At 68.8% G+C, this 14,274-nt stretch carries 14 protein-coding genes and 1 pseudogene; 2 read left to right on the top strand and 13 right to left on the bottom strand.

What is annotated here, in order from left to right; all coding sequences use genetic code 11:
* Window positions 1–25: 25 nt before the first annotated feature.
* From EB75_RS03700 to yczE, 4 genes are read right to left on the bottom strand one after another with little or no spacing between them, the layout of a single operon-like run.
* Window positions 26–688, bottom strand: a complete 663-nt coding sequence (locus EB75_RS03700; RefSeq protein ID WP_073694136.1) for an enoyl-CoA hydratase — start codon at window positions 686–688, stop codon at window positions 26–28.
* Window positions 688–1,488: an NUDIX hydrolase gene (locus tag EB75_RS03695; protein ID WP_073694135.1), complete on the bottom strand. Its 801-nt coding sequence runs from the start codon at window positions 1,486–1,488 to the stop codon at window positions 688–690. The genes EB75_RS03700 and EB75_RS03695 overlap by 1 nt, the downstream gene beginning before the upstream one ends.
* Window positions 1,485–2,315 (bottom strand): ABC transporter ATP-binding protein, encoded by an 831-nt coding sequence (locus tag EB75_RS03690; protein ID WP_073694134.1) that lies wholly within the window; start codon window positions 2,313–2,315, stop codon window positions 1,485–1,487. Before EB75_RS03690 ends, EB75_RS03695 begins: the two co-directional genes overlap by 4 nt.
* A complete protein-coding gene (gene yczE, locus EB75_RS03685; protein ID WP_286150080.1) occupies window positions 2,312–2,977 on the bottom strand; it encodes a membrane protein YczE in 666 nt (221 codons plus the stop codon). The genes EB75_RS03690 and yczE overlap by 4 nt, the downstream gene beginning before the upstream one ends.
* 292 nt (window positions 2,978–3,269) lie before the next feature.
* Here yczE and yczR point away from each other — a divergent pair, with 292 nt between their 5' ends.
* Complete coding sequence (yczR, locus tag EB75_RS03680; RefSeq protein ID WP_073694132.1) at window positions 3,270–4,721, top strand: MocR-like transcription factor YczR; 1,452 nt, start codon at window positions 3,270–3,272, stop codon at window positions 4,719–4,721.
* An 8-nt stretch (window positions 4,722–4,729) separates the two neighbouring features.
* Here the strand turns inward: yczR and EB75_RS03675 are convergent, their stop codons facing one another.
* The 3 genes from EB75_RS03675 to ctaD form a co-directional block, all read right to left on the bottom strand.
* On the bottom strand, window positions 4,730–5,041 hold the full coding sequence (locus tag EB75_RS03675; protein ID WP_020103125.1) for a hypothetical protein: 312 nt from the start codon (window positions 5,039–5,041) through the stop codon (window positions 4,730–4,732).
* Between the two features lie 94 nt (window positions 5,042–5,135).
* A complete protein-coding gene (serB, locus tag EB75_RS03670) occupies window positions 5,136–6,374 on the bottom strand; it encodes a phosphoserine phosphatase SerB (RefSeq protein ID WP_073694131.1) in 1,239 nt (412 codons plus the stop codon).
* A 61-nt stretch (window positions 6,375–6,435) separates the two neighbouring features.
* Entirely contained in the window at window positions 6,436–8,133 is a 1,698-nt protein-coding gene (gene ctaD / locus EB75_RS03665) for an aa3-type cytochrome oxidase subunit I (protein WP_073694275.1), read from the bottom strand.
* A 211-nt stretch (window positions 8,134–8,344) separates the two neighbouring features.
* Between ctaD and EB75_RS03660 the strand changes: the two genes are divergently transcribed.
* Complete coding sequence (locus EB75_RS03660) at window positions 8,345–9,448, top strand: ABC transporter substrate-binding protein (protein ID WP_174557617.1); 1,104 nt, start codon at window positions 8,345–8,347, stop codon at window positions 9,446–9,448.
* On the opposite strand, the gene EB75_RS03655 is transcribed toward EB75_RS03660, so the two are convergent.
* From EB75_RS03655 to EB75_RS03630, 6 genes and pseudogenes are all read right to left on the bottom strand, one after another.
* The gene (locus EB75_RS03655) at window positions 9,449–10,486 is read right to left on the bottom strand and encodes an isopenicillin N synthase family dioxygenase (RefSeq protein WP_073694130.1); all 1,038 of its coding nucleotides are present in this window, start codon (window positions 10,484–10,486) and stop codon (window positions 9,449–9,451) included.
* Window positions 10,486–11,028 (bottom strand): hypothetical protein, encoded by a 543-nt coding sequence (locus EB75_RS03650; protein ID WP_073694129.1) that lies wholly within the window; start codon window positions 11,026–11,028, stop codon window positions 10,486–10,488. Before EB75_RS03650 ends, EB75_RS03655 begins: the two co-directional genes overlap by 1 nt.
* Window positions 11,025–12,038, bottom strand: coding sequence for an allantoicase (alc, locus tag EB75_RS03645; RefSeq protein WP_073694128.1), 1,014 nt, complete (start codon window positions 12,036–12,038; stop codon window positions 11,025–11,027). The genes EB75_RS03650 and alc overlap by 4 nt, the downstream gene beginning before the upstream one ends.
* On the bottom strand, window positions 12,035–12,781 hold the full coding sequence (locus tag EB75_RS03640) for an aspartate/glutamate racemase family protein (RefSeq protein ID WP_073694127.1): 747 nt from the start codon (window positions 12,779–12,781) through the stop codon (window positions 12,035–12,037). The genes alc and EB75_RS03640 overlap by 4 nt, the downstream gene beginning before the upstream one ends.
* The gene (allB, locus tag EB75_RS03635) at window positions 12,778–14,070 is read right to left on the bottom strand and encodes an allantoinase AllB (RefSeq protein WP_073694126.1); all 1,293 of its coding nucleotides are present in this window, start codon (window positions 14,068–14,070) and stop codon (window positions 12,778–12,780) included. Before allB ends, EB75_RS03640 begins: the two co-directional genes overlap by 4 nt.
* Window positions 14,070–14,274: pseudogene (locus tag EB75_RS03630) on the bottom strand (N-acyl homoserine lactonase family protein); the annotation flags it as partial. The pseudogene EB75_RS03630 and the gene allB, both read right to left, overlap by 1 nt.

Below are 14,274 nucleotides of genomic sequence, written 5' to 3'. Positions count from 1 at the left end.
TTCTGTTCACCGGCTGACCACCGCTTCAGCGAAGCCCGAACGCCGCCTTTGCTGTGGCCAGCGCCTCGGGCGAGGAGTCCAGGAACCTGCGTGCCCACTTCTCTGCCTCGTCGAAGACGTGGTCGGGCGCCACCAGTTGGTCGATCAGACCCAGGGCCACCGCTTCCTCGGCGCCGGCGAACCGGCCGCTGAACACCAGGTCCTTGGCGCGGCTGTCGCCGACGGCTGCGGCGAGGCGCCCTGCCGCACCTTCCACGGGCGCCCGGCCCGACAGAATCTCCGTCGACCCGACCTTGACGTTGTCACCGCTGATCCGCCAGTCGGCGGCCAGCGCCAGCGTCAGGCCACTGCCCAGCGCGTAGCCCGTCACGGCCGCGACGGTGGGCCGCGGAATGGCGGCGACGGCGTCGACAGCGGCGCGGCACACCGCCCCCGCGACGCGGGCTTCGGCGGCGTCGAGGGTGCTGGTCTCGTGATCGTCGTCGCCAGTGCAGAACACCTCGTGGCCGCCGTACACGATGACGGCGGTGACATCCGGCCGCTGGCCCAGCTCCTCGGCAGCCGCGGTGATCTCCCGGCACATCTGGCGGGTCAGCGCATTGCGCGGGGGCCGGGCCAGGAGCAGGGTCCCGATGCCGTCGGTGACGTGGATTTCGACGAATTCCGCGGCGAACTCACGCTTCGTCATCACTGCGCCCTACCGGCGCGAGCCGCCTTGTACCGCTCGGCATCGAAGAACTCGATGTCCCACGTGCCCTCGCCCATGGTGAGCACCGGTTCGATCGGCTCGATCTTCCGCTCGTCCTTGAGCAACTCGCCGACCGTGCGGCCGTCCAGTGAGCTCAACTGCGTCCAGGTGGGCGGCAGCAGGAAGGAATGCCCCTCCTCGAACTCCGTGAGCGCCGCCGTGGGCGTGCGCCAGGCCACGTGGTCGCTCTCGGTGTTGTTGCCGTCGGCGCGCTGACCGGCCGGCAGAGCGCCGACGAAGAAGAACGTGTCGTAGCGACGCGTCCGCTCCTCTTTGGGGGTGATCCAGTTGGCCCAGGGCCACAGCAGGTCGGCGCGCAGCACCAGCTTCTCGCGGGCCAGGAACTCCCCGAACGACAGCTCACGGCTTTCCAGCGCGACACGGGATTCGTGGTACACGGAGGCGTCGGAGACGATGCCATCCGGGTCGCCGGCCGGGCCCGCGAACAGCACGCCACATTCCTCGAAGGTCTCGCGGGCAGCGGCACACACCAGTGCGCCGGCCAGCACGGGGTCGACGCCGAACTTCTCGGCCCACCACGTGCGGCCGGGTCCGGTCCAGGCAATGTCGGCATCGCGATCGCGCTCATCAACCCCACCGCCGGGGAACACCGTCATGCCGCCGGCGAAGGCCATGGACATGGTGCGGCGCATCAGGAAGACCTCGATGCCCGGCGCACCGTCGCGCACCAGCATCACGGTAGCCGCCGGCCTGGGATGCAGGGGATCAAGTTCGGTCATGCACGCCTCCTGTGTGCCGCACGGCTGCGGGTACGACGGGCGAAGTACCGCCCGTCGATGTAGTCCAGGGCGATCGACTGGCCGAAGGCCTGGGACAGATTCTCGGACGTCAGCACATCGGTCAGCAGACCGGCCGCGACCGCCTGACCTTCGGAGAGCAGCAGGCAGTGCGTGAAGCCCTCGGGGATCTCCTCGACGTGGTGGGTCACCAGGACCGACGCCGGCGCATCGGCATCGGCAGCCAGATCCGCGAGCCGCGCCACCAGTTCTTCGCGACCGCCCAGGTCCAGTCCGGCCGCCGGCTCGTCGAGCAGCAGCAGCTCCGGGTCCGTCATGAGTGACCGCGCGATCAGCACACGCTTGCGCTCGCCCTCGGACAGGGTGCCGTAGTGCCGGTCGGCGAGGTGTTCGGCGCCGACGCTCTCGAGGGTGTCCAGTGCGCGGTTGTAGTCGACGTCGTCGTACTGTTCGCGCCACCGGCCCAGGACCGCGTAACCGGCGGAAACCACCAGATCCCGCACCACTTCGTCGTCCGGTATCCGCTGCGCCAGCGCCGAACTGCTGAGCCCGATCCGAGACCGCAGCTCGGACATGTCGGTGCGGCCCAGCCGTTCACCGAGGACGAAGGCCGTGCCCGACGACGGATGTTCGACGGCGGCCGCCATGCGCAGCAGCGACGTCTTGCCGGCGCCGTTGGGGCCGAGGACGACCCAGCGTTCGTCGAGTTCCACGGACCAGTCGATCGGACCGACCAGGGTGGATCCGCCGCGGCGCAGCGTCACCCCGGAGAATTGGATCAGCAGGTCGTCATCGGCGGAGCCGATCAATTGGTCGGAGTCGGGCTCGACATCTGATTTTGCGAGGTTGTCGCTGAGGGCGCCGGGCACTCGCTCATCGTAGCCGTGACCAATCGGGAGGCCGGTTCAGCGACCCGGTCCCCCACCACGTGTGCCCATCCACTGGCAGCGAGCCAGCGACTCGGGGTGCACCGCAGCACCAGTTGCACCAGCGGCCCAATCCCCAAGGCATACACCACGGTTCCCACACCGACGGTGCCGCCCAGCAGCCATCCGGTGGCCAGCACGGTGACCTCGATACCGGTCCGGACCAGGCGCACCGACCATCCGGTGCGGGCGACCAGCCCGGTCATCAGTCCGTCGCGCGGCCCCGGACCCATCCCCGCGCCGATGTACATCACCGTGCTCACCGCGTTGAGCACCACGGCGCCGACCATCATCGCCGTACGCACCGGCAGCGTCGTCGGCTGTGGCAGCACCAGCAGCGCGGCGTCGACCACGACGGAGATGACGATGACGTTCGCGACGGTGCCGACGCCCGGCCGGGTGCGCAGCGGGATCCAGCCCAGCAGCACCACCACGCCGACGAGCGCCGTGGCGCCGCCGATGGTCAGCCCGGTGTGCTTGGCCAGGCCCTGGTGGAAGACGTCCCACGGGTCCAGTCCCAGGCCGGCGCGCACGAACAGCGCCATCGACACCCCGTAGCCACTCAGCCCGGCCAGCAGCAGCGCCGAGCGGACTGTCAGGCCGGTCCGGGTGACGCGTTTGGCCTCTGCCCTCACCGGTGATCCTGGAAGCGAGCGCGGATGGCGTCCAGCTCGTGACGCACCCGAGCGGCATCCAGATCACGGACATCGGCGCGGTTGTCACGCCTCGACCGGGCGCGCTTCTCAGCCAGTTTTGATAGCCAGTTCGTTCGCATGACGCCAGTTTTCCCGCCAACTGGCTTGCCATTCAATAGCCAGTTGGCCGATACTGGCTTCAATGTCGATCGAGATGTCAGCCAGATCACTTGACGAAGTCCTTCTGGCACGCGAATTGGGCAACTGGCGCACCTCCAGCCTCAGTGGCCCCGCCTATCTGGGCCTGGCCGACGCCATCCGGCTGCTCATCGTCGACGGCCGGCTCCCCGTCGGCGCCCGGTATCCCAGCGAACGCGCGCTGGCCGACGCCCTGCGGGTCTCGCGCACCACCGTCACCGCGGCCTACGCCCAACTGCGCGAGGACGGCTACCTCAACGCCCGCCGCGGCGCCCGCAGCACCACAGCCCTGCCGCCCACCGTGCTGACGACCAGTCCGGCGCCCATCGTCAGGACCGGCACGCTGAGCCTGGCCGACGCCGCACCCTCCGCGCCGGCGGCCGCCACCCTCGAGGCCTTCACCCGCGCGACCCAGCGCCTGGCGCCGCACCTACACGACCTCGGCATCGAACTCACCGGCGTCGCCGAGCTCCGCCAGGCCATCGCCGAAAGATATTGCGCCAGAGGGCTTCCCACCGATCCCGATGAGATCATGGTGACCACCGGGGCGCTCCACGCGATCAATCTCGTGCTGGACACCTACGCCCGCCCGGGCGACCGAGTGCTGATCGAGCAGCCGACCTATCACGGCGCCATCTCGCTCATCGCGGCATCCGGCGCCCGGCCGGTACCCGTCAGCATGGCCGACGACGGCTGGGAACTGGATGCCGTGCAGGCCGCCATGCGGCAACTGGCCCCCACCCTGGCCTACCTGATCGTCGACAATCACAACCCGACCGGGCAGAGCCTGCCGGCCGCGGGACGGGAGCGGCTCGCGCGCATCATCTCCGAGACCCGGACCCGCACCATCATCGACGAGACCATCTGCGACATCTGGCTGGACGAGCCGCTGCCGCCGCCGCTGGCTTCCTACCTGGACAGTCGCCGGGACCTGGTGATCACCGTCGGCTCGATGTCCAAGTCGTTCTGGGGCGGCCTGCGGGTCGGCTGGATCCGGGCCGAGCGGTCCACGCTGGCCGCCATCGCCGCGGTGCGGCCGACCATCGACCTGGGCACCGCCATCGTCGAGCAACTGGCCTCGGACGACCTGCTCCGCCAGGCCGACGCGGTTCTGCCGGCCCGTCGCGACATGCTGCGTGCGCGGCGCCAGCTGGTGAGTTCGCTTCTGCAGGAACAACTTCCGGACTGGACGGCCAGCCCGTGCCACGGCGGCATGTCGATGTGGATGCGGCTGCCGGCCCCCATGAGTTCAGCGCTGTCCGCTGCGGCGTCCCGGATGGGGCTCGTCATCCCCGCGGGCCCACGATTCGGAGTCGACGGCACCCTGGAACGCTTCATCCGGGTGCCCTTCACCCAACCCGAGGAACGTCTACACGAATCGGTTACCGTGCTGGCTCAGGCGTGGCGCAACGTCACCGGCGCCGGGACGCCCGACGCGCACGCCCTCGTCGTCTGAGGCGAGACTTACTGCTGGCTCTGGATCAGGCCGATGCAGGTGCCGATGTGCTCGGGCGTGCAGGGAATGCCGTTGACCGTCTGCAAGCCGCCCACCGACTGGGTGATCTGTGCGCCCGTACCGCTGTTGGACGTCTGCGGCGGCACGGCCTGCGGCCCGCTGCCATTCGCCGTCCCCTTGACGCACACACCTTCGAAGTGGCTGGGCACCGTGCCCCACGGGCATGCGTAGGCCGGTGCGGCCGCCGTCACCGAGACAACCGACAAGGGGCCGGCGACCAACGCGACAGCACTCACACCAACCAGAACCGCACGCTTCATGTCACCATCTCCCACACGCCTACACAGCAAATCAATATCAATAGTCACCACTGTAACGCGACAGCGGCCCCGGTGTGCCCTCGCCAGGGAATCCCTAGGGAATGTCCACCCGGCGCACCACACCGTCGACGGCGTCGGCCGCCTCGATCTCCCCGCGCGTGATGCCGAGGATGAACAGCACAGTGTCCAGGTACGGGTGGTTCAGCGACGCGTCGGCGACGGCCCGCAGCGCCGGCTTGGCGTTGAACGCCACCCCGAGGCCCGCGGCCGACAGCATGTCGATGTCGTTGGCGCCGTCGCCGACCGCGACGGTCTGCTCCATGGGAACGCCGGCCTGGTTGGCGAAGTCCCGCAGTGCCTTGGCCTTGCCCGGACGATCGACGATCGGACCGGTCACCCGGCCGGTCAGCTTGCCGTCCACGATCTCCAGGTGGTTGGCCGCCACGAAGTCGAGCATCAATTCCTCGGCCAGCGGCTCGATGACCTGACGGAAGCCGCCGGACACCACACCGCAGTGGTAACCCAGCCGGCGCAGCGTACGCAGCGTGGTCCGCGCACCCGGGGTGAGCTCGATCTGGTCGGCGACCTCGTCGACCACCTCGGCCGGCAGCCCGGCGAGGGTGGCGACACGTTCGCGCAGCGACTCCTCGAAGTCGAGTTCGCCGCGCATGGCCGCCTCGGTGATCGCGGCAACCTTGGCCTCGGCCCCGGCGCGCGCGGCCAGCATCTCGATGACCTCACCCTGGATCAGCGTCGAGTCGACATCGAACACGATGAGCCGCTTGGCCCGCCGAGCCAGGCTGTAGTCCTCGAGCGCGATGTCGACGCCCTCGTCGACCGCGACGCGGGCCAGCGCGGTCTGCAGCTGGGCGTAGGCCCCACCCACCGGCGGCACCGACACCCGCAGTTCCAGGCCGGTCACCGGGTAATCGGACACGCCGCGGATGAAGTCGATGTTCACCCCGAGCGCCGCGACCTCGCGGGCGACGACCGTGAAGGCCTCGGCCGTGATGGGCCGGCCCAGCACCACGATGGTGTGGGTCGACGGTTCGGTCAGGACCGGCTGGTCGTCACTGCTGTCGATGGCGACGTCCAGGCCGAGTGCTCCGATGGCCTGCTGCACGTCGGCGCGCAACACGTCGCCGGCCACCTCGGCCGGGACAGCGACCAGCACGCCGAGCGTCAGGCGGCCACGGATGACCACCTGCTCGACGTTCAACAGCTCGACGTTGTGCCGCGACAGCACGCCGAACAGCGTCGAGGTCACACCCGGCTGGTCCAGTCCGGTGACGGTGATCAGCACCGACCCGTTTGAGTTGTTTTCCGGCGTCATGCGCCTGAGTCCCCTAACGCAGAACCGCCCGCGCCTTAGGCGCGGGCGGGTCGGCTGATTCCTAGTGGTGCGATCGACCGATGTGCGCTTCGGCGCGCATCCGCTCGACCATGTGCGGGTAGTGCAGCTCGAACGCCGGGCGCTCCGAACGGATCCGGGGCAGCTCGGTGAAGTTGTGCCGCGGCGGCGGGCAGCTGGTGGCCCACTCCAGGGAGTTGCCGTAGCCCCAGGGGTCGTCGACCACGACGGGCTCGCCGTAACGCCAGCTCTTGAAGACGTTCCACACGAAGGGCAGCGTGGACAGGCCCAGGATGAAGGCGCCGATGGTCGAGATCACGTTCAGCGTGGTGAAGCCGTCGGTGGGCAGGTAGTCGGCGTACCGACGCGGCATGCCCGCGTCACCGACCCAGTGCTGGACCAGGAAGGTGGTGTGGAAGCCGATGAAGGTCAGCCAGAAGTGCAGCTTGCCCAGGCGCTCGTCGAGCAGCCGGCCCGTCATCTTCGGGAACCAGAAGTAGATGCCCGCGTAGGTGGCGAACACGATGGTGCCGAAGAGCACGTAGTGGAAGTGCGCGATGACGAAGTAGGAGTCCGTCACGTGGAAGTCCAGCGGCGGGCTGGCCAGCAGCACGCCCGACAGGCCACCGAGGAGGAAGGTGATGAGGAAGCCCACCGAGAACAGCATCGGCGTCTCGAAGGTCAACTGCCCCTTCCACATGGTGCCGATCCAGTTGAAGAACTTGATACCGGTCGGGACCGCGATCAGGAACGTCATGAACGAGAAGAACGGCAGCAGCACGGCGCCGGTGGCGTACATGTGGTGCGCCCACACCGCGACCGAGAGGGCCGCGATACCGAGCGTCGCGTAGATCAGGGTGGTGTAACCGAAGATCGGCTTGCGGCTGAACACCGGGAAGATCTCCGACACGATGCCGAAGAACGGCAGCGCGATGATGTACACCTCGGGGTGCCCGAAGAACCAGAACAGGTGCTGCCACAGCAGGACGCCGCCGTTGGCGGGGTCGTAGATGTGCGCGCCCAGGTGGCGGTCAGCGGCCAGGCCGAACAGCGCGGCGGTCAGCAGCGGGAAGGCCAGCAGCACCAGGATCGAGGTCACCAGGATGTTCCAGGTGAAGATCGGCATCCGGAACATGGTCATACCCGGGCAGCGCATGCAGACACAGGTGGTGACCATGTTGACGGCACCGAGGATGGTGCCCAGACCACCGACGGCCAGGCCGACGATCCACAGGTCGCCACCGGCACCGGGCGAGTGGATCGCGTCGGTCAGCGGCGAGTAGGCGGTCCAACCGAAGTCAGCGGCACCACCGGGGGTGATGAAGCCGGCGACGGCGATCATCGCGCCGAAGAGGAAGAGCCAGAACGAGAAGGCGTTCAGCCGCGGGAACGCCACGTCGGGGGCGCCGATCTGCAGCGGCAGCACCAGGTTGGCGAAGCCGAACACGATCGGGGTGGCGTAGAACAGCAGCATCACGGTGCCGTGCATGGTGAACAGCTGGTTGAACTGCTCGTTGCTCAGGAACTGCAGTCCCGGCATGGCCAGCTCGGTGCGCATGAACAGCGCCATCAAGCCACCGATGAAGAAGAAGGCGAAGCAGACGACGCAGTACATGATGCCGATCAGCTTGTGATCGGTGGTGGTCACCAGCTTGTAGATCAGGTTGCCCTTGGGGCCCATTCGCTCCGGGAACGGGCGACGAGCCTCGAGTTCTCCGATTGGGGGCGCTTCGGCTACCAACAGATCCTCCAAATGTTCCGCGCGAATAGTTCGAGCACACGGGGCATCCCATGTTGTCTGCCGGTGATCTTATCCCCCATCGCACGGCATTGCGGCGAGGGTCCTACAAACTGTCGTAATTGGCTGGACCCGGCGCTGTCCCCGGCGTTGCGCCGGGGACCGTGACCGCGCCCCATCTGGGCCGGACCGCGCGGGTGTTACCGTCGGCCACGTGCAGTTTCCGACTCCCCGTACCCGGCTGTCCAGCGCGAGCGCAGCGGTTCTCGCCGCCGTGTGCGCGACGGCCGCCACCGTCCTGACGGGCTGCTCGGGCCACACCAGCGACCCGCCGGCAGCGAACTCAGCTCCCATCACCAGCACCACCCGTATCGCCACGGCCGGCGTGTTGGGCAACCAGCGCCGGCCCGATGATTCCTGCGCGCCGGCCCCGGCCGCACTGGAAGACGGCCCGCCGACGCGCCAGGTGCAGCACGCGGCCGGCGCCACCGACGTCAAGGCCGACCCGCAGCGCATCGTCGTACTGTCGGGCGCGGCCCTCGACGCACTGTGCGCACTGGGGCTGCAGTCCCGCATCGTCGCCGCCGCGACCCCGGCGGATTCGTCGGGCCAGACCTCATATCTGGGCACCGTGATCCACAACGCGCCGTCGGCGGGCACCCGCAGCGCACCGGACATGGCGGCCATCAAGGCCGCCAACCCCGATCTGATCATCGGTTCGCAGGCGGCGGCGACGTCGGATATCTACGGCGGACTGTCGGCGATCGCACCGACGGTTGTCACCGGGCCGGCCGGCGCGGCCTGGCAGGACGACCTGCGCATGGTCGGCGCAGCCACCGGTCGCGGCGCGGCCGCCGGCGCGCTGGTCGACGGGTTCAACGCCGAGGCCACCAAGGTCGGCGCGCAGAACGACGCTCCGCATTTCCAGGTGTCGGTCGTGCAGCTGACCGAGAGCACCCTGCGAATCTGGGGCGCCAACAACTTCCCCGGCAGCGTGCTCGCCAAGATCGGGGCGGACCGCCCTGCGCCGCAACGGTTCACCGACAAGCCCTACCACGAGATCGACATCTCGAAGCTCGGTCCCGGCACCGACTTCTCGGCGGCCGACGGCGACATCGTCTACCTGTCGTTCGACTCCCCGGCCGCCAAGGACCACGCCACGAAGCTGCTGGACGGCCCGGCCTGGAAGAAGCTTGCCGCCACGCGCGACAACCGGGTGTTCCTGGTCAACAACGAGGTGTGGCAGACCGGCCAGGGCGTCATCGCCGCCCGCGGCATGCTGGACGACCTGCACTGGCTCAACGCGCCCATCAACTAGTCAGCCCGCACCCTGCAATGCCTGCTGGCCGAACTGTCCCAGTTCCAGTGAGCCGTCGGGCAGTACCAGTTCGCCCGACTCGATGCGCTGCCGCAGGTAGGCGAACGTCTGCGCGGTCTGGGCGAACAGGTGCTCACCGGCACGCAGCGCCGGGCGCGGCTTGGCATCCGGCGAAGCGAACTGCGGCAGAGGTTTCACCTCGGTGTGGTAGTCGACGTTGAAGAACAGCGGGAACGAGTACCGCTCCTCGGCGACCTTGCGGACGCGGTGGCTGGTGGCCACGAACGCGCCGTTGGTCCACAGCTCCAGCAGGTCCCCGACATTGACGACGAACGCCCCGTCGACCGGCGGCACGTCGATCCACTCGCCGGCACCGTTGAGCACCTCGAGCCCGGGGGCCGTCGGCTTGAGCAGTGTGAAGCACTCGTAGTCGGTGTGCGCGCCGATCCCGACACTGTCGTGGGCGTCGGGGTTGTACGGGTAGTGGATGAGTCGCAGCTGGCTGGGAGTCTTGGTGGCGTGCCGCGAGAAGACCTCGGGGTCCTCGCCGAGCGCGACGGCGAACGCCCACAGCAGCCGCTGTCCGACCGCGAGCAGAGCTTGGTAATAGTCCGTCACCGCTTCGGCGAAACCCGGTAGGTCCGGCCAGGCGTTGGGCCCGAGCATGGGGTTGCCCGCCAGATAGTCCGGATCGTCAGCAGGCAGGTCCAGCGCGGTGTCGAACGCTTCCTTCAGATCCGGGACGGTGCCCTCCAGGCCCTCCTCGCCGACCGGCACATATCCCCGGTGACAGCGCGACAGGCCGATGTAGTTGCGCATCTTCTCTTCCACCGGCAGCGCGAAGTATTCCTTCACCGCCGCCAGCATCACGCTGAACAACGACTCGTCGATGCCGGTGTTGCTGATGTAGAAGAAACCGACCTCGGCCGCCGCCCGGCCGAGTTCGGTGGCCACGCGGTGCTGCTCGGCACGCTCGGGTGACGACAATCCGCTGATGTCGATGATCGGCACCGACGTGAATGACGTTACGCCACTCATCAATTCACATTCCCTTCCGATTCGTCCACCGTCCAGCGCACGCCGTTGGCCTGGATTACGTCGCCGGCAGAGACCATGCCGGCGAAGTCGATACCGAGGGCTCGGTGCTCGGCGCCCCCTACGGCGCCGAGCACCACCCGAGTCCGGTCGGCCCAGCCGAACATGGCTCCGACCCGGACCAGAAGTGCCGACGCCCCGGCCGGTCCGGACAGGCGCAGGGCGCCGGTCGAACCCGCCTCGCCGGAGTCGCGGACCCAGTGCTCGACGTAGGGTTCGTGGACCCCGGTCTCGACGAGAATGTCTCCCTCCCAGCGCATTACGCCGGCATCCGGGTGCGGGCCCGGCGTCGTGACGTCGAACTCTCGATGCCACTCGAACACGTCGGCCTCCTGGTGCAGGGTGCCCGCGAAGCCACGGGAATCCACGTAGGCCGTCAGGCTCTGGAGCCACAGCACACCCGGTTCGGCGTCGCGTGTGCCGTCGGCTTCGATCAGCAGCGTCCGGCGCCACAGCCCGGCGCACTCCGCCAGCAGCGGCGTCATGACGATTCCTCCCAGCGGCGTTGCAGCGTGCGCAGCCCGTCGACTGTCGGCACCCCGATGGCCCGCACCCGGGCGATCCCGCCGTCCGGGTAGGCCTGCACCCGCAGTGCCGCCACGGCGGGCACGTCGATCGCGAACACCTGGCGCGCATCGGCGAGCAGTCGCGTCCGGGGCAGCACCGGAACATCGAAAGCGACCATCCCCCAGCCATGTTCGCGATCGGGGCAGCAACGGGTACCCAGCACCGACACTTCCGGGCTGGCATTGAATACGAAGTACGAGGTGTCGATCTCGATGCGGCGCAGGTCGGCGGGCACGGCGAACGAGATGATCACCGCGTCGTGGGTGTCCGGTCCGACATCTCGCCGCCTGCGCGCCTCCCAGCCGTCGCCCATGTTGTGGGGCCGATTGGGCGCGATCAGCGAGGTGGCGCTGGAATAGAAGCTGTCACTGCACCATTCGACCCGGCCACCGTTCTCCAGGCCGGATACCTCCACGGTGACATCGCTCCACAATGCCGGGTTCGGCAGCACCTCGCCGTATGCCCGAAGTCGGGCCACGCCGCCGTCGGACTGCAGCCGCAGCCGCAGATGTGTCCACCGAAGGTGGTTCTCGACGGCCAGCAGATTGTGCGAATCCGCCTTGAGCACAGTCGATTCCACAATTTCCGTCCACGCGACGGCAGGGTCCGTCGGATCGTCGGCGCGCTCCAGGCTGCAGGCATCCACCGCGCAGGCGCTCGGGTGATTGCCCGAGAAGAACCGGGTGTCCACGTCGATCGCGTGCAGCCGGCCGGGTGTCCCCAGCCGGATGATCGCCCAGTCGCCGGCGCGGCCGGCGTGGCGGCGGGTCTCCCAGCCGTCCACCACTTCTCCGCGCAGGTCGAACGTTCCGGGCACGAAGGCGGGTTCGGCCGGGTCGACGAGCCGTTCCTTGAATCCGAACGATTCGTCGCTGGCGGCCACCACGCTGCCGCCGACGAGGCGCGAGGCGAGATCGACGTCGGTCATAGGCCCAGTACCTCTGACAGCGGCCAGTGGCTGCGTGGGTTGTCGGGTCCCGGCGCGAACACCCCGGTCTTGCTGGTGGACAGACCCAGACCGACGACAGCCTGCGCAAGAGCCACGGCAGCGGCCACCCCGTCCACGGCAGGAACCCCGAGCTTGGCAGAGATCGCCGCCGTCACTCCCGCCATGCCGGCGCATCCCAGGCAGATCACGTCGGCACCGTCCTCGTTGATGGCGCGTGCCGCCTCGTCGACGATCGCCTGTACGGCTCCGGCCGGATCGGCGTCCACCTCTGCCGTGCTCAGGCCGCAGGCGCGCACCGAGGCGCAGTGCGCGTTCAGGCCGGCCAGCAGCAGCCGGTCCTCGATCGGCGGGATCGACCGTGCCAGCGTGGTGATCACCGAGAATCGCCGGCCGATCAGGTGCGCGACGTGCGCGGCGCATTCGGCGATGTCGAACACCGGCACCGTCAGCATCTCGGCGAGCGCGTCGCGGCCGTGCTCGCCGAATCCGGCGAGAATGACGGCATCGAAGTCGAAGTCACCGGACCGGGTCAGCCGAGCCACCAGGTCCATCACCCCGACCGCGGAAATGTAGCTCTCGGCGGCCGAGTCGATCGCGGCCGACCCGAAATGCGGTGACATGCAGACGATCTCGGTGTCAGAATGCGCCGCGGATCGCGCGGCGGCCGCGATCTCGGCGGTCATGGCCGCCGAGGTGTTCGGATTGAGCACCAGGATTCTCATACCGGCTCCCCCACCAACGCCGGCGTGCCGGCAACCCAGGTCTGCAGCACCGAACCCCGCAGCGCGACACCGTCATACGGGCTCACCGGGTGACGGTGTCGCAGCGTCGCCGCCCGCACGGTGTCCAGCGCACCAGGGTCGAAGGCGCACAGATCGGCCCGCAGGCCTACCGCGATCCGGCCCCGGTCGGCGTAACCGGCCAGCGCGGCGGGGCGTTCCGACATCCACCGGCTCAGGTCGGCCAACCCGAAACCACGCGCGGCAGCCTGCGTCCACACCGCGCGCGGGCTGAGCTGCAGTGAACTGATCCCGCCGAATGCCCGCCCGAAATCCCCCGCGCCCTTGAGCCGCGGCGCGCACGGTGAGTGGTCGGACACCACCAAATCCAGGGTGCCGTCGTGCAGCGCGGACCACAGCAATTCGCGGTTGGCACCATCCCGGATGGGTGGGCAGCAGGCGAATTCGGTCTTGCCGTCCGGGACCGCCTCGGCGGCGAAGGTCAGGTAATGCGGGCAGGTTTCGGCCGTCACGGGAATCCCGTCCCGCTTGGCCTCGACCAGGCGCGCCAGCACCGTGGCGCTGGAGACGTGCACGATGTGCGCGCGGGCCCCGGTCGCCGCCGCGGCGTCGATCACCAGTGCCACGGCGTCGTCTTCGGCGGCATCGGGGCGTGATTCCAGGAACGACCGGTATCCGCGGCCCGATGGCGGTGGGCCGGCATCGAGCACCCGGTTGCTCTCGGCGTGGACCAGCAGCACCGACCCCAGTTCGGCGATGCGCCGCATGGTATCCCGGAATTGTGCCGGGCTCAGGTGCGGAAAATGCGGGTTGCCCGAGTCGGCCAGGAAGCATTTGAAACCGCGCACCCCGGCCTGTGCCAGGTCGGCCAGACCGTCCAGGTTGCCCGGCACCACGCCACCCCAGTACCCGACGTCGACGTGGCAATTACCTTCTGCCGTGGCTTTTTTGGTGTCCAGTGCCGCGACACTGGTGGTCACCGGGTCGCAGTCCAGTGGCATGTCCACCACGGTGGTGATCCCGGCCGCGGCGGCCGCTGCGGTGGCGGTCTCGAACCCCTCCCAGTCGGCCCCCGGCTCATTGATGTGCACGTGCGTGTCGACGAAACCGGGCAGCAGCACCACCGACTCGGGCAACCGGATGTCTTCTGCGGCCGGGCAATCGGCGTCGACCTCGCCGACGAAGGCGATGCGCCCGCGGTCGATCCCCACCGTGGCCGGAATCTGGTGACCGTCGACGAGCACCCGGTCGGCGCGCAGCACGCACTCCATCACAGCGCACCGAATCGGTGGTGGAAATGCTCGGTGAGCTCGGGCCACACGTGGGGATCATGGCCGGGAATCAGCTGAAACCCCCTGTCGGCAGCCAACTTCTTGAGCCGGCGGATCGGCTCGATCGTGTCCTGCGGGTCGACGTCGATGAACCCGCCGATGGCGAGGTCGTGCTCGATGTTCTCCGTGAGATCGGGTGCGTGG

Origin of the sequence: Mycobacterium sp. ST-F2 (assembly GCF_001905655.1) — a bacterium.
Lineage (GTDB): Bacteria > Actinomycetota > Actinomycetes > Mycobacteriales > Mycobacteriaceae > Mycobacterium.
This window is presented reverse-complemented; position numbering and strand designations above follow the sequence as displayed.

Coding starts and splice junctions, on each gene's coding strand:
- EB75_RS03695 (WP_073694135.1), bottom strand. CDS start 1,488: ATGACCGAACTTGATCCCCTGCATCCCAGGCCGGCGGCTACCGTGATG.
- EB75_RS03675 (WP_020103125.1), bottom strand. CDS start 5,041: ATGAAGCGTGCGGTTCTGGTTGGTGTGAGTGCTGTCGCGTTGGTCGCC.
- yczE (WP_286150080.1), bottom strand. CDS start 2,977: ATGGCGCTGTTCGTGCGCGCCGGCCTGGGACTGGACCCGTGGGACGTC.
- EB75_RS03640 (WP_073694127.1), bottom strand. CDS start 12,781: ATGAGAATCCTGGTGCTCAATCCGAACACCTCGGCGGCCATGACCGCC.
- alc (WP_073694128.1), bottom strand. CDS start 12,038: ATGACCGACGTCGATCTCGCCTCGCGCCTCGTCGGCGGCAGCGTGGTG.
- EB75_RS03650 (WP_073694129.1), bottom strand. CDS start 11,028: ATGACGCCGCTGCTGGCGGAGTGCGCCGGGCTGTGGCGCCGGACGCTG.
- EB75_RS03655 (WP_073694130.1), bottom strand. CDS start 10,486: ATGAGTGGCGTAACGTCATTCACGTCGGTGCCGATCATCGACATCAGC.
- allB (WP_073694126.1), bottom strand. CDS start 14,070: ATGGAGTGCGTGCTGCGCGCCGACCGGGTGCTCGTCGACGGTCACCAG.
- serB (WP_073694131.1), bottom strand. CDS start 6,374: ATGACGCCGGAAAACAACTCAAACGGGTCGGTGCTGATCACCGTCACC.
- yczR (WP_073694132.1), top strand. CDS start 3,270: ATGTCGATCGAGATGTCAGCCAGATCACTTGACGAAGTCCTTCTGGCA.
- EB75_RS03700 (WP_073694136.1), bottom strand. CDS start 688: ATGACGAAGCGTGAGTTCGCCGCGGAATTCGTCGAAATCCACGTCACC.